The sequence below is a fragment of the Terrabacter sp. Soil811 genome (assembly GCF_001429655.1).
Taxonomy (GTDB): Bacteria; Actinomycetota; Actinomycetes; order Actinomycetales; family Dermatophilaceae; genus Terrabacter.
The window spans coordinates 146801-160275 of the sequence record NZ_LMSX01000009.1; the positions used below are offsets into that span (position 1 = coordinate 146801).

General features: G+C 71.3%; 15 protein-coding genes. 11 read left to right on the plus strand and 4 right to left on the minus strand.

The window, feature by feature from the left end:
* Window positions 1–101 precede the first annotated feature (101 nt).
* From ASH01_RS16255 to ASH01_RS16270, 4 genes are all read left to right on the plus strand, one after another.
* On the plus strand, window positions 102–590 hold the full coding sequence (locus ASH01_RS16255) for a DUF4825 domain-containing protein (protein WP_056778141.1): 489 nt from the start codon (window positions 102–104) through the stop codon (window positions 588–590).
* Window positions 591–757: 167 nt separating this feature from the next.
* Window positions 758–1570, plus strand: a complete 813-nt coding sequence (locus tag ASH01_RS16260; RefSeq protein ID WP_056778144.1) for a transporter substrate-binding domain-containing protein — start codon at window positions 758–760, stop codon at window positions 1568–1570.
* A gap of 7 nt (window positions 1571–1577) precedes the next feature.
* On the plus strand, window positions 1578–2246 hold the full coding sequence (locus ASH01_RS16265; RefSeq protein WP_056778147.1) for an amino acid ABC transporter permease: 669 nt from the start codon (window positions 1578–1580) through the stop codon (window positions 2244–2246).
* Entirely contained in the window at window positions 2243–3052 is an 810-nt protein-coding gene (locus tag ASH01_RS16270) for an amino acid ABC transporter ATP-binding protein (RefSeq protein WP_327191922.1), read from the plus strand. Before ASH01_RS16265 ends, ASH01_RS16270 begins: the two co-directional genes overlap by 4 nt.
* A 49-nt stretch (window positions 3053–3101) precedes the next feature.
* Here ASH01_RS16270 and ASH01_RS16275 read toward each other — a convergent pair whose 3' ends face one another.
* On the minus strand, window positions 3102–3815 hold the full coding sequence (locus ASH01_RS16275; RefSeq protein ID WP_200961810.1) for an SGNH/GDSL hydrolase family protein: 714 nt from the start codon (window positions 3813–3815) through the stop codon (window positions 3102–3104).
* A 114-nt stretch (window positions 3816–3929) separates the two neighbouring features.
* On the opposite strand from ASH01_RS16275, the gene ASH01_RS16280 reads away from it, so the two are divergent.
* The 3 genes from ASH01_RS16280 to ASH01_RS16290 are packed head-to-tail and all read left to right on the plus strand — an operon-like array spanning window position 3930 to window position 7666.
* A complete protein-coding gene (locus ASH01_RS16280; protein WP_056778153.1) occupies window positions 3930–5108 on the plus strand; it encodes a cystathionine gamma-synthase in 1179 nt (392 codons plus the stop codon).
* A gap of 30 nt (window positions 5109–5138) precedes the next feature.
* On the plus strand, window positions 5139–6488 hold the full coding sequence (locus tag ASH01_RS16285) for a glutamate mutase L (protein WP_056778156.1): 1350 nt from the start codon (window positions 5139–5141) through the stop codon (window positions 6486–6488).
* Between the two features lie 50 nt (window positions 6489–6538).
* Window positions 6539–7666 (plus strand): hypothetical protein, encoded by a 1128-nt coding sequence (locus ASH01_RS16290; RefSeq protein ID WP_156415624.1) that lies wholly within the window; start codon window positions 6539–6541, stop codon window positions 7664–7666.
* Between the two features lie 173 nt (window positions 7667–7839).
* Here the strand turns inward: ASH01_RS16290 and greA are convergent, their stop codons facing one another.
* Both greA and ASH01_RS16300 read right to left on the minus strand, forming a co-directional pair.
* Window positions 7840–8325, minus strand: a complete 486-nt coding sequence (greA, locus tag ASH01_RS16295; RefSeq protein WP_056778162.1) for a transcription elongation factor GreA — start codon at window positions 8323–8325, stop codon at window positions 7840–7842.
* Between the two features lie 209 nt (window positions 8326–8534).
* Window positions 8535–8906 (minus strand): DUF4307 domain-containing protein, encoded by a 372-nt coding sequence (locus tag ASH01_RS16300; protein ID WP_056778165.1) that lies wholly within the window; start codon window positions 8904–8906, stop codon window positions 8535–8537.
* A gap of 201 nt (window positions 8907–9107) precedes the next feature.
* On the opposite strand from ASH01_RS16300, the gene mca reads away from it, so the two are divergent.
* Window positions 9108–10136, plus strand: a complete 1029-nt coding sequence (mca, locus tag ASH01_RS16305; protein WP_056778687.1) for a mycothiol conjugate amidase Mca — start codon at window positions 9108–9110, stop codon at window positions 10134–10136.
* Complete coding sequence (locus tag ASH01_RS16310) at window positions 10133–10405, plus strand: hypothetical protein (RefSeq protein WP_056778167.1); 273 nt, start codon at window positions 10133–10135, stop codon at window positions 10403–10405. The genes mca and ASH01_RS16310 overlap by 4 nt, the downstream gene beginning before the upstream one ends.
* A 102-nt stretch (window positions 10406–10507) precedes the next feature.
* Here ASH01_RS16310 and trhA read toward each other — a convergent pair whose 3' ends face one another.
* Window positions 10508–11242, minus strand: a complete 735-nt coding sequence (trhA, locus tag ASH01_RS16315; RefSeq protein WP_056778170.1) for a PAQR family membrane homeostasis protein TrhA — start codon at window positions 11240–11242, stop codon at window positions 10508–10510.
* Window positions 11243–11453: 211 nt separating this feature from the next.
* Here trhA and ASH01_RS16320 point away from each other — a divergent pair, with 211 nt between their 5' ends.
* Entirely contained in the window at window positions 11454–12245 is a 792-nt protein-coding gene (locus ASH01_RS16320; RefSeq protein WP_056778173.1) for an isoprenyl transferase, read from the plus strand.
* Window positions 12246–12447: 202 nt separating this feature from the next.
* A complete protein-coding gene (locus ASH01_RS16325; protein WP_056778175.1) occupies window positions 12448–13386 on the plus strand; it encodes a WXG100 family type VII secretion target in 939 nt (312 codons plus the stop codon).
* Window positions 13387–13475: the final 89 nt, after the last annotated feature.

Here is a 13475-nt window from a genome sequence, read left to right on the forward strand (position 1 = left end):
GTGGCTCGACCCTACCGCGGCCGACGGGAACCGGGGGAGTGCGCGCCGCGTCCCTGACCTGCAGCGCACCGGTGGTCGGTGCCGCAGACAGGAGACCCCACATGGTCCGGAACGTCGTCGCCTCGCTCGCCGTCGGGGTCGTCGCCCTCGCCGGGTGCACCTCGTCCCCGGCCGACGCCCCGTCTCCCGGCGCGTCCGGGTCGGTCGCTGCGGATGACCGCGCGCAGGCGCTCTGGGCCGACCGGACGGCATACGTCGGCGACAACTCCAAGGTCATCGCGCTCGTCGGGGACGCCGGCTTCGGGCCCGCCGGCAGCTACACGCTCTCGCTGTGGACGACCCGCCCTCCGTATGCCGTGACGATCGCCGTCACCGACCCGGCGAAGCCGCTCGACGCGACCGACCTCACCGGACCGGCCACGCTGCTGCTCGGCACGGTGACCAACCTCGACGCCGTCCACGTCACCGGCCCGGGCAGCACCTTCTCCCTGACGGCGCGCGAGGCGACCGCGACCCTCGGGCACGACGTCAAGACGCTGGGCACCGACCGCGCCGCCCTCGCCGACTACGTCCGTTCGCTCGACGACTGAGCACCTCCGCGGCGGTGGGCGACACGCCGGGCGGGAATGCGAACGGCTCGCGCTCGGTTGGCACGCGGTGGACCATGCCGACACCTGATTATGCCCATCCCAAGATGGGCTTATAGGTTGGCGGCCGTCCCGAACCCATCCAACCGATCCACCAGGAAGTGCCCACCATGCGTTCGAGGTTCACCCTCACCGCCCTGCTCGCCACGCTCGTCGCCGTCGTCCTCACCGCCTGCAGCACCGGCTCCGGTGGCGGCTCCGACCTCGAGTCCGTCAAGCAGGCGGGCGTCCTGCGCGTCGCCACGGAGGGCACCTACTCCCCGTTCTCGTTCCACGACCCGAAGACGAACGCCCTGACCGGCTACGACGTCGAGGTCGCGAAGGCCGTCGCCGCCAAGCTCGGCGTCAAGGTCGAGTACGTCGAGACGCCGTGGGACGCGATCTTCGCCGGTCTGGCCGCCGACCGCTACGACGTCGTCGTCAACCAGGTCACGAAGAACCCGGAGCGTGCCGGCCTCTACGGCCTGAGCAGCACCTACACGTGGTCCGAGGGCGTCATCGCCACCCGCGCCGACGACGCGACGATCTCCTCGCTCACGAGCCTCGCGGGCAAGAAGTCGGCGCAGAGCCTGACGAGCAACTGGGCCAAGGTCGCCAAGGATGCCGGCGCCCAGGTCGAGTCGGTCGAGGGGTTCACCCAGGCCATCACGCTGCTCAAGCAGTCGCGTGTCGACGCGACCGTCAACGACAGCCTCGCGGTCCTCGACTACCTGAAGTCGACGGGCGACACGACGGTGAAGATCGCGGCGAAGACCGGTGACGTCTCCGAGCAGGTCGTCGCGACGCGCAAGGACTCCGACCTCGTCGCCGCCATCGACAAGGCGTTCGCCGACCTCGAGGCCGACGGCACCCTGACGAAGATCTCGCAGAAGTACTTCTCGGCCGACGTCTCGAAGCAGCCGGCCGGCGCCTCCGGTTCGTGATCGGGTCGTGAACGAACAGACGACCCAGCTGATCCTCGACTCGCTGGGCCCGCTCCTGCGGGCCACGGTGACCACGACGATCCCGCTGACCCTCATCAGCTTCGTCCTCGGGCTGGTCCTCGCCCTCGGCGTCGCCCTCATGCGGCTGTCGTCGGTGCGGGTGGTCTCGTCCCTGGCGCGGATCTACGTCTCGCTGGTCCGTGGCACACCGCTGCTGCTCCAGCTCTTCATCATCTACTACGGCCTGCCCGCCCTCGGGGTGCGCTTCGACCCCTTCCCGGCCGCGGTCGTCGCCTTCACGCTCAACGTCGGTGGCTATGCGGCCGAGGTGATCCGTTCGGCCATCCTCTCGGTCCCCAAGGGCCAGTGGGAGGCGGCCTCGACGGTCGGGATGGGCTACGTCACGACCCTGCGCCGGGTGGTCCTGCCGCAAGCCGTGCGCACGGCCATCCCACCGCTGTCCAACACGCTCATCTCCCTCGTCAAGGACACCTCGCTCGCCTCGACCATCCAGGTCACCGAGCTGCTCCGCGTGGCGCAGGAGGCGGCGGCACCGACCTACGAGTTCTTCGCGCTCTACGGCGTCGCCGCCGTCTACTACTGGGTCGTGTGCCTCGTCCTCTCCTTCGTCCAAGCCCGTCTCGAGGAACGACAGAACAGGTACGTCTCGACATGACCGAGCCCACCACCCCCTTGATGTCGGCGGAATCCGCTGTGCCGCAGCCCGCCCCGCTCGTCTCGGTGTCCGGCCTCGCGAAGTCGTTCGGCGACCACGAGGTGCTCCGGTCGATCGACTTCGAGGTCGCCCCGGGCAGCGTCACCGTCCTCATCGGCCCTTCCGGTTCGGGCAAGACGACGGTGCTGCGCTCGCTCAACGCGCTCGATGTCGCCGACGCGGGCGTCGTCCGCATCGGTGAGGTCGAGGTCGACTTCGCGCAGCGTCCGGTGACCAGGCAGCAGGTGGCGACCCTCCGCGCACAGAGCGGCATGGTCTTCCAGTCGCACCATCTCTTCCCGCACCTGACGGTGCTCGAGAACGTCACGGCGGGCCCGGTCCTCGCGCAGCGTCGCGACCGATCCGAGGTGGCTGAGGAGGCCCGCGAGCTGCTGCGGCTCGTCGGGCTCGAGGAGAAGGCCGACGCCTACCCCTACCAGCTCTCCGGCGGGCAGCAGCAGCGCGTCGGCATCGCCCGCGCGCTCGCGATCAAGCCCAAGCTGATGCTCTTCGACGAGCCGACGTCGGCCCTCGACCCCGAGCTCGTCGGCGAGGTGCTCGTGGTCATGAAGGACCTTGCGGCACAGGGCTGGACGATGGTCGTGGTCACGCACGAGATCCGCTTCGCCCAGCAGGTCGCGGACCAGGTGCTCTTCATGGACGGTGGTGTCGTCGTCGAGCGCGGCACGCCGGACGAGGTGCTGACCCGACCGCACACCGAGCGCGCCCGCCAGTTCCTGCACCGCATCCTCGACCCGCTCGACTGAGCGGCGCTGCGGCGCAGCGCAACCCGAGGACGTATGCCGTCCGGCCGGCTCAGGAGATGAGGCCCGCCCGGTCGACGGCGCGCTGCACGACGGTCGCCATCTCGGCGTAGCCGCGGTCGTTGGGGTGGAACTTGTCCGACGCGAGTCGGCCCCGCCACGACCGGGGCCCGTCACGGCGCATGTCGACGAGGACGAGGTGTCCGGCGTCGGCGCGGGCGCGCAGCATGGCGTCGACGGCGCGGGCCTCGCGGTGCGGGTTGGGCAGGTTCGAGACGAGCGCACCCTCGGGCAGCCGGTCGAGCATCGCCGCGAAGCGCTCGACGAGCCCACGACGGTGGCGGCGCACGACGACGTCGTTCGAACCGATGACGACCGTGACCAGCGCGGGCGTCTGGCCGTCCGTGGCGAGGGACTCGAGAGCCGGTAGCTGCCGGTCGAGCACGTCCTCGACCCGCGCGCCGTTGACCCCGAGGTTGACGATGCGGTGGTCCCAGCCGCGCACGGCGAGCCGCTCGCTCAGCTGCCCGACCCACCCGCGGTCCGGGGCGCTCGCGCCGATGCCCTGCGTCATCGAGTCGCCGAGGGCGACCCACAGCGGCCCGCCACCCGCGGCGGCCACGCGGTTGTGGGACTCCCACCACCCGGCATACGGCAGCACCTGCTCCTGGACCGAGCGGATGCCGGGGAAGGCCGTCGAGAGCGCCGACAGCACCGGACCACGCGGCCGGTCGCTGCGGTTGCTGTAGTCGAAGTCGGGCGACACCAGGGCAGCATCGCAGACGTCGGTGTGACCTCCGCCGCAGCGCCGCCGTCGCGGGTGCGCGGCGGAGTCCGACGGGCTTCGGGGGGCCGTGGCTCAGGGCATAGGCTCGTCCTCATGTCTGACGAGCACGGCTTCTCCACACGCGCCATCCACGCCGGCCAGGAGGCCGACGAGCTCACCGGAGCGGTGGTGCCCCCGATCTACCAGGTCTCGACCTACAAGCAGGACGGCATCGGCGGCTTCCGCAACGGCTACGAGTACAGCCGGTCGGCCAACCCGACCCGCACCGCGCTCGAGGAGTGCATCGCCGCGCTCGAGGGCGGCAGCCGCGGCTTCGCCTTCGCGTCCGGCCTCGCCGGCCAGGACACGGTCGCCCGCGCTCTGCTGGTCCCCGGCGACCACGTCGTCGTCCCGAACGACGCCTACGGCGGCACGTACCGCTACTTCAACAAGGTCGCGAAGCCCCAGGGCATCGAGCACTCCATCGCCAACATGGGCGACCTCGAGGCGGTCCGTGCCGCGATCCGTCCCGGGCAGACGAAGATGGTCTGGGTCGAGACCCCGACCAACCCGCTGCTCGGCATCGCCGACATCGAGGCCATCGCCGCGATCGCCCACGAGGCGGGCGCCGTGCTCGTCGTCGACAACACGTTCGCGACGGCCTACCTCCAGAGCCCGCTCGCGCTCGGCGCCGACGTCGTGACGCACTCGACGACGAAGTACTCCGGCGGCCACAGCGACGTCGTCGGGGGTGCCGTCGTGACGGCCAGGAGCATCACGGTGCCCGGCTACGAGGACGCCGAGGAGCGGATCGCCTTCCACCAGAACAGCATCGGCGGCGTCGCCGGGCCGTTCGACTCGTGGCTGACCCTGCGCGGGCTGAAGACCCTCGCCATCCGCATGGAGCGCCACTGCGACAACGCCGAGAAGGTCGTCGAGTTCCTCGAGGGCCACGACGGCGTCTCCCAGGTGCTCTACCCGGGGCTGCCCGGCCACGCCAACCACGACGTCGCCGCGCGCCAGATGAAGCGCTTCGGCGGCATGGTCAGCTTCCGGATGCGTCGCGGTGAGGACGCCGCCGTCAAGGCGTGCGCGGCCGTGAGCCTCTGGACCCTGGGCGAGTCGCTCGGCGGTGTCGAGTCGCTCATCGAGCACCCGGGTCGCATGACGCACGCGAGCGTCGCCGGCACCGAGCTCGAGGTGCCGTCCGACCTCATCCGCCTCTCGGTCGGCATCGAGGACGTCGACGACCTCATCGCCGACCTGCGCGAGGCGCTCGACATCCACGGCTGACCGCTCCGGGCCACGAGACCACCACCGCGCATGACGATCCTCGCCGTCGACTTCGGGTCGACGTTCACCAAGGGTGCCCTCCTCGCCGACGACGGCGCCGTGCTCGGCACGGCGTCGACCCCGACGACCGGAACGCAGGGGAGCGGTGACATCCTCGACGGCTACCGGACGCTGCGCGACGAGCTGGACGTCCCCGCCGACGCGACGGTGCGGGCCTGCTCGAGCGCGGGAGGTGGGCTGCGGCTCGCCGTCGTCGGCTACGAGCGCACCGTCACGGCCCAGGCCGGGCACCGGGTCGGCCTGTCCGCCGGGGCCAAGGTCGTCCACGTCGCGGCCGGGGAGCTGACGACCGCCGACGTCGCAGGCATCCGCGCGGCCCGGCCCGACATGATCCTGCTCGTCGGCGGCACCGACGGCGGCAACAGCAACGTCCTGCTGCACAACGCCGCCCGGCTCGCCAAGGGCGCCATCGGCGGACACGGGGCGCACGCCGTGCCGGTCGTCGTCGCCGGCAACGTCGACGCGCGCGACGAGGCGGCGGCCGTCCTCGCGACGACGGGCCGGCCGACGGTCCTCGCCGAGAACGTCCTCCCGCAGATCGGGGTCATCGCGCCGGAGTCGGCACGCGCCGCGATCCGCGACGCGTTCCTGCGCCACGTCATCGGTGGCAAGGGGCTGTCGCGGGACCCGGCCTTCGCCGCGATGGTCGAGGCCGCGACCCCCGACGTCGTCCTGCGCGGCGTCGAGGTGCTGGCCTCGGTGACCGACGGCGGCGACGTCCTCGTCGTCGACATCGGCGGTGCGACGACCGACGTCTACTCCTGCCTGACCCCCGAGGGCGAGGACGCCGGCCTGCGCAAGGACGTCGTGGCCCCGCTGTGGCACGCCCGCACCGTCGAGGGCGACCTCGGCATGCGGTGGAACGCCGAGCACGTCGTCGAGGCCGCCGTGGCCGAGCACCTGCTCGACACCGTCGCCGACCCCGACGCCCTGACCGCGTATGCCGCCCGCGTCCACGAGCGTCCCGGCTCCCTCCCCGTCGACGACGCCGAGCGCGCCCTCGACCTCGAGCTCGCGCGGCTGGCGGCGCTCGTCGCGGTGCGCCGGCACGCGCGCCCGGCCCAGCCGACCGAGTCGCCGCGACCGCTCGCGAACGTCACGGCGCTCGTCGGGTCCGGGGGAGTGCTGCGCCACACCGACGCGGCCGGGCGCGACCACGTGCTCGGCGCGGTCCTCGCCGACCACGCCGGTGGCTGGAAGGTGCCGCGCGCCGCCCGCGCGACGGTCGACACGGCATACCTCCTCTTCGCAGCCGGCCTGCTCGCCGACGACCCCGACGAGGGCCACCTCGCCCGAGCCGTAGCCACCCAAACCCTCTAACCGTCGAAAGGCCAATGTTTGCGGGTGCTGACCCGTCGAGGGGCCAACGTTTGCGGGTGCTGACCCGTCGAAAGGCCAACGTTTGCGGGCACCAACCGTTGTCCACACCTCTTTGGCCGCAGGCGCCGTTACGCACAGGTGACCCGACGGGCGTCGCGCGACGTGCCATGGCGCCGGACCGTCTGGGCATGGAAGCCCAAGCACTGCCACCCGACCTGCTCACTCGTCCCTTCAGGACGTTCGAGGCACTCCGACGGGGAGTGACACCCTCTCGACTGCGTGCCGACGACCTGTGGACCCCGACACCGGGCGTCCGCACCGTCGAGATTCCGATGACGCTGCTCGAGCGTACGTATGCGTTCGCCGCCGCGGCGCCCCAGGAGTTCGCCTTCGCGCACGCCACGGCGGCTCGTCTCCTCGGGATCCCGCTGCCGTACGCGCTCGACGAGGATCCGCACATCCACATCGTCACGCGCACCGATGCCAATCGGATCCGGCGCGGCGAGGTGATGGGCCACCGCGGTCTGGAGTCGCGAGGGGTCGTCGAGGTTCACGGTCTTCCGGTCGTCGGTCCTGCGGACACGTGGGCGGACCTCGGGGAGTACGTCGGTGCCGGACTCCCGGTTGGCCTCGATGACCTCATCGTTGCGGGCGATGCGGCAGCAAACCTCCTCGGGGAGGTCGCCCCGCTCAAGCGGGCCGTCGAGGCGCGGGTGCGGCCCCGTGGCAAGGTGACCCTGACGTTCGCCCTGCCACGGGTGCGGCTCGGAGCGTGGTCGCCCATGGAGACCCGTAGCCGTCTGATGGTCACTCGGGCAGGACTTCCGGAGCCTCGTCACAACCGCCCGGTGGTCAGTCACACCGGCGAGTGGCTCGGGTTCGGCGACCTCGTCTGGGAGGAGCAACGTGTTGTGGGGGAGTACATGGGCGTCGAGTTCCACACTCGCTCACGGGACAAGGTCCATGACGGTCTCCGCCGTGACCGGGTCGAGCGAGGCGACTGGGCCGTCGTCGAGATCGTCTCTGCCGACGTGTTCGAGCACGAAGCCCGTGCCGCGAAGCTGCGCGAGATCGCCGGCTGCCTGGGGGTCAACGCTCACGTGCTGGACGTGATTGCCGCCGCGCCGCAGTTCTTCGCGCCTGCTCAGTTCGCTCGGCCTCGCCGTCGACGGTCTTAGCGGTGGGCAACCGCGATCATTGGCCTTTCGACGGTCAGGGACCCGCGAACTCTGGCCTTTCGACGCTTGGGGACCCGCGAACTTTGGCCTTTCGACGGGTGAGGGTGGGGATGTGCGAGCGGGCCGGCCCCTCCGTGGAGGGGCCGACCCGCGCGGTCAGGCGTCTGCGGTGCTCAGCCGGTGTAGGGCTTCGCGGCGATGATCTTGACGCCGATGGTCTTGCCGTTGGGGGCGACGTAGCTCGTGCTGTCGCCGACGCTCTTGCCGTTGATGGCGGCGCCCATGGCGGACTTCTCGGAGAAGACCTGCAGGTCGGAGCCGTCGGCGATCTCGCGGTTGCCGAGCAGGAACGTCTCCTCGTCGCCGAAGATCTCGACGGTCACGAGCATGCCGGGCTCGACGACGCCGTCGTCGGGGGGCGTCTCGCCGATCGTCGCGTTCTGGAGCAGCTCGGTGAGCTGGCGGATGCGGGCCTCCATCTTGCCCTGCTCCTCGCGGGCGGCGTGGTAGCCGCCGTTCTCCTTGAGGTCGCCCTCCTCGCGGGCCTCCTCGATCTTGTGCGCGATCTCGATGCGACCTTCGCCCGTCAGCTGGTCGAGCTCCGCCTTGAGGCGGTCGTGGGCCTCCTGGGTCAGGAAGCCAGAGGCAGTCTCGGTCACGGTGTCACTCCTTGGAAGAACAGCGCCCACGCGGTGCTCGCGTGGGCGCCTGCACAAAAAAATGGGCCCGAACCGTGGTGTCGTCGACTCGTGATGCCGGTCGGCGACGGGTCCGGACCCTGGATGAAGCAACAAGGATAACAAAATGAGCGGCAAACGCGCAGTTCACGCGGCATTTTCGCGCCGGGCGACCACCATGGCGTCCCCGCTCAGGAGCAGGACTTGACCTGGCCGGTCACCGCGCGCGACGTCGTGCGGAGCGTCACCGACTCGTTCGTCGTCTCCTCGGCGCTCGCCGGCACCTGCACGGTGCTCGTCCCGACGGGCGCGAAGTCGCGCGACAGCGCCTCGACCGTGCAGGTCAGGGCCGTGCCGCCCGGGCGGTAGACCTGGAAGTCGACGCGCACCTGCTGGTCGCTGACCACCTTGTAGCCGAAGGTCTGCCACGTCGGCTGCCCCAGCGTGGATGACAGGCCGAACCAGATCGCGAGGCCGACACCGGCGAGGATGCCGACCGTGCCGACGACCCACCACTTCAGCTGGCCGGGGGCGGGGCGGGGCAGGGTCGTGCGGGACGGCATACGGAGTCCTGGCGGTTCGAGCCCGCGCATCGTCAGGTGCGAGGGAGTGAGAGGATGGCGGACGGGTCCAGTGTCTCCCATGGCACGGCGCGAGCTGCACGGACCCGGACGCCGAGGGGCACCGGACACCACCAGCCACCCGCGTCCCACCCACGAAACTGACGACGAACAGGGAGCCACGTGGCCGAGGGCATGCGTTTGATGGCGGTGCACGCGCACCCCGACGACGAGTCGAGCAAGGGCGCCGCGACGACGGCCAGGTACGTCGCCGCCGGCACCTCCGTCATGGTCGTGTCGTGCACGGGCGGCGAGCGCGGCGACATCCTCAACGAGAAGCTGAAGGACGACCCGCACATCCTGCGCGACATCGCCCAGGTGCGTCGCGACGAGATGAAGGCCGCGCAGGAGGTGCTCGGCTGCGAGCACACGTGGCTCGGCTTCGTCGACTCCGGTCTGCCGGAGGGCGACCCGCTGCCGCCGCTGCCCGACGGCTGCTTCGGTCTCGAGGACATCGACGTGACCACCGAGGCGCTCGTCCGGGTCATCCGCGCGTGGCGACCGCACGTCATGACGACGTACGACGAGAAGGGTGGCTACCCCCACCCCGACCACATCATGTGCCACACGGTCTCCATGGCGGCCTTCGAGGCGGCGGGCGACCCGTCCCGCTACCCGCACGCCGGCGAGCCGTGGCAGCCGCTCAAGATCTACTACAACGGCGGCTGGTCCAAGGACCGCCTCGAGGCGATCCACGACGCGATGCTCGCCGAGGGACTCGAGAGCCCGTATGCCGAGTGGCTGGCCAACTGGAAGCCGCGTCGTTCCGGACGCCCCACGACGACGATCGCCTGCGGCGAGTTCTTCGAGACCCGTGACCGTGCGCTCATGGCGCACGCGACGCAGGTCGACCCCGACGGCTTCTGGTTCCAGGTGCCGCTCGAGATCCAGACGCGGGTCTGGGGCGTCGAGGAGTTCGAGGCCGCCCTGTCCTACGTCGAGATCGCCGACGGGGAGGACGACCTCTTCGCCGGGCTGGGAACCCCCGCAGAGGCCGACGCGCTCGCGACCCGCACCGACCTCGAGCTCGTCCACGACGGCCGGGTCACCGACGCGCCCGAGCCCGAGGAGGCCGAGCAGGAGTCCGGTCGCGCCCACGGCGACAGCTCCGACACGCACACCGACGAGGACGACGACGCCGACAGCGACAGCGAGAAGGCGGACGCGCGATGAGCGGCGGCGGCAACCTCCCGATCGGGCCCGGCATCTGGGGCTTCATCGCGTTCTTCGTGCTCGCGATCGCGCTGTGGTTCCTCGTGCGCAACATGAACAGCCGGCTGCGTCGGATGGCCTACCGCGACCGGGACCGGGCCGAGCAGTTCGCCGCGGACGCCGACGTCGTCGGCACGAAGGACGAGCCAGCGACGGCCGGCACGCCGGACCCCGACGTGGACGAGTCGGGCGACGACCCTCGCCCGGACGGCGAGACCCCGCGCCCCTGAGACGCAGCGGACGGCATACGCCCTCGGACACGACGAACGCCCCGGCACGGTGCCGGGGCGTTCGGACGTTCTGGGCTCAGGTGCTCGCGAGGCCTACCGGCGTCACGTCGCTGCCTGGTAGCCGATGACGGCGAGCGTCACCGCCACGAAGTGGGTGAGGAAGCCGCCGAGGGTGAAGGCGTGGAAGACCTCGTGGAACCCGAACCACCGCGGCCACGGGTTGGGCCGCTTCGTGCCGTAGACGATGCCGCCGGCGGTGTACATGAGGCCGCCGAGGCCGATGAGCGAGCCGATGAGCGGGCCACCCTCGCGCCAGAACGGCACGACGTAGAAGATGGCGGCCCAGCCGAGCGCGAGGTAGAGCGCCGTGTAGAGCCAGCGCGGGGCGCCGACCCAGAAGACCCGGAAGAGGACGCCGGCGATGGCGCCGCCCCAGATGACGAGGAGCAGCAGCCGGGCCTGGTCGGCCGGCAGGAGCGTCACGGCGAACGGCGTGTAGGTGCCCGCGATGATGAGGTAGATGTTCGAGTGGTCGAACCGCTTGAGCAGGCCCGACATCTTCGGGCCCCACGTGCCGCGGTGGTAGACGGCCGAGACCCCGAAGAGCAGGGCGGCGCTGATCGTGAAGACGATCGAGGCAGTGCGCACGGACCCGGGCTCGGAGACGAGCACGAGGACCAGGCCGCCGATGAGGGCGACGGGGAACATGGCGAGGTGCAGCCAGCCGCGCAGGCGGGGCTTGACGATCGCGACGAGGTCGGCGACGGGGGTGCCCGACGGGTCCTCGGTGCTGGGGTCAGGGCTGTGGCCAGCGGTGGGCTCGGGGGTGCTGCTCATCGCCCCACTGTAACCTACGCAACCGTAAGTTACGGCAACGTAGGTTCAAGGATTCCTGAGTGCCCCGGACCCCCGGCCACCTCCACGAGACCCTCACGAGGTCGTCACCAAAGCCTCGCGACGACTCCCGCCCGACCGCCTCGGCACGCCGATGGGCGAGCGGTACGGTGGGACCGCGGCCCGCTCGGGGCTGCCCAGACCGTGACCGGCGATGACACGAGCGAGTCGACGAGGAGGCCCCGTGGGGTGGCGCGATGTGGTCTACGGCGCGTACGAGCGCCGAGTCCTCAAGGACCTCCCCAAGGAGGCGCTCCCGCGGCACGTCGCCGTCATGCTCGACGGCAACCGGCGGTGGGCCAAGGCCCGCGGCGCCGGCACGGCCAGCGGCCACCAGGCCGGGGCCGACAAGATCGAGGAGCTGCTCGAGTGGTGCCGCGAGGCGGGCGTCGAGTACGTCACCCTCTGGCTGCTCTCGACGGACAACCTGAGCCGCGCCGAGGAGGAGCTCGCCCCGCTCCTCAAGATCATCGAGACGGCCGTCGCCGACCTCGCCGAGTCGGGGCACTGGCACCTCAAGATCGTCGGCGCCCTCGAGCTCCTGCCGCCCGAGACGGCCGCGAGCCTCAGCGCGTCGGCCGAGCGCACCCAGGACGTCGACGGGATGATCGTCAACGTCGCCGTCGGCTACGGCGGACGCCGCGAGATCGCCGACGCCGTGCGCGACCTGCTGCTCGCGCGGGCCGCTGACGGCGAGACCATCGAGCAGATCGCCGCGGAGCTCACGGTCGAGGACATCGCCGGGCACCTCTACACCAAGGGCCAGCCCGATCCCGACCTCGTCATCCGCACGTCGGGCGAGCAGCGGCTCGGTGGCTTCCTGCTGTGGCAGAGCGCGACGTCGGAGTTCTACTTCTGCGAGGCCTACTGGCCCGACTTCCGCCACGTCGACTTCCTCCGCGCGCTCAGGGCGTATGCCGGCCGGCACCGTCGCTTCGGCGGCTGACCGGCCGCTCGACCGACCGCTCGACCGTCCGCTCGCCGTCCTGCTGCGACACGCCGCAGCCGTGGGGAGTCCTCCCCATTGTCCGGGTTGGCGCGGTTGCGTAGGTTGCGGGTGGGCCGAGACGCCGGGGCACGCACAGCGGCTCCGAGCCGGCCGGCACGAGCACGACGAACACGGCGACGACGTCAGGGGAGTACGAGAGATGGCGATCTACAAGAAGGGTGCCGACCCGGTGGCCCTGCGGGCGTCGGCCGAGCGCTTCACCGGGCACGCCCGTGAGTGCGACACCCTCAAGGGAGAGGCGAGCCGTGCGGTCCACGCCCTCAAGGGCCAGTGGGGCGGCGCCGACCTCGACCACCTGATGGACCGCTGGCCGCCGGTCGAGGCGCAGCTGACCCAGTTCGGCACCGACCTCGGCAAGCTCGCCGAGGCGCTGCGCCGCAACGCCGGCGCCCAGGACAGCACGAGCGGCCAGGGTGGCTCCGGCTCGGGCGGGGGACCCGGCGCGTCCGGTGGCAGCGGGGGCAGCGGCGGTGACGGTGGCATCCCGGGCTACGACCTGCTCAAGTCGCTGTGGACCCCGATCAAGGGCCTCGGCACGGCCGTCGGCCTGCTCGGCACGGGCATGAAGATCAAGAACTTCCTCTCCAACCTCGGCAGCTGGGACCGCGCGACGGGCCTGTTCGCCAACCTCAAGAACGCGTGGAGCACCGGCCGGCTCGCCGAGTTCGGCGACGCGCTCAACCCGAAGAACTGGAGCACCCTCTCGCGCTTCATGCCGTCGCTCGCCGAGGGCGGAGCGTTGGCCCGCACGCTCGGCACCGTCGGCAAGGCGCTGGGCCCGATCGGTGTGGCCTTCGGTGGCTTCACCGTGGCCAACGACATCTCCGAGGGCAACTACGGCCGTGCCGGCTACGACTCCGTCATGACGGGCCTCGGTGCCGCGGCGCTCATGACGCCGCCCCCCGTCGACGTCGTCTGCGGCATCGCCGCCGGCGGCATGGCGGTCGGCCAGCTCGTCTACGACAACTGGGACACGATCACCGACTTCACCGGTGACGCCGTCGACGCCGTCGGCGACTTCGCCTCCGACGCCGGCGACGCGATCGGCGACCTCGCCGACAAGGCGTGGCCGTTCTGACCGGTCCCGTGGGCCCCGGGAGGCGAAACCCCCGGGCACCCGGCATCGTTGACGTGACGACAGGGCCCACGCGCCGACCGCACGACCAT

Coding starts and splice junctions, on each gene's coding strand:
- ASH01_RS16255 (WP_056778141.1), top strand. CDS start 102: ATGGTCCGGAACGTCGTCGCCTCGCTCGCCGTCGGGGTCGTCGCCCTC.
- ASH01_RS16260 (WP_056778144.1), top strand. CDS start 758: ATGCGTTCGAGGTTCACCCTCACCGCCCTGCTCGCCACGCTCGTCGCC.
- ASH01_RS16270 (WP_327191922.1), top strand. CDS start 2,243: ATGACCGAGCCCACCACCCCCTTGATGTCGGCGGAATCCGCTGTGCCG.
- ASH01_RS16280 (WP_056778153.1), top strand. CDS start 3,930: ATGTCTGACGAGCACGGCTTCTCCACACGCGCCATCCACGCCGGCCAG.
- ASH01_RS16285 (WP_056778156.1), top strand. CDS start 5,139: ATGACGATCCTCGCCGTCGACTTCGGGTCGACGTTCACCAAGGGTGCC.
- ASH01_RS16300 (WP_056778165.1), bottom strand. CDS start 8,906: ATGCCGTCCCGCACGACCCTGCCCCGCCCCGCCCCCGGCCAGCTGAAG.
- mca (WP_056778687.1), top strand. CDS start 9,108: ATGGCGGTGCACGCGCACCCCGACGACGAGTCGAGCAAGGGCGCCGCG.
- ASH01_RS16310 (WP_056778167.1), top strand. CDS start 10,133: ATGAGCGGCGGCGGCAACCTCCCGATCGGGCCCGGCATCTGGGGCTTC.
- trhA (WP_056778170.1), bottom strand. CDS start 11,242: ATGAGCAGCACCCCCGAGCCCACCGCTGGCCACAGCCCTGACCCCAGC.
- ASH01_RS16320 (WP_056778173.1), top strand. CDS start 11,454: ATGACACGAGCGAGTCGACGAGGAGGCCCCGTGGGGTGGCGCGATGTG.
- ASH01_RS16325 (WP_056778175.1), top strand. CDS start 12,448: ATGGCGATCTACAAGAAGGGTGCCGACCCGGTGGCCCTGCGGGCGTCG.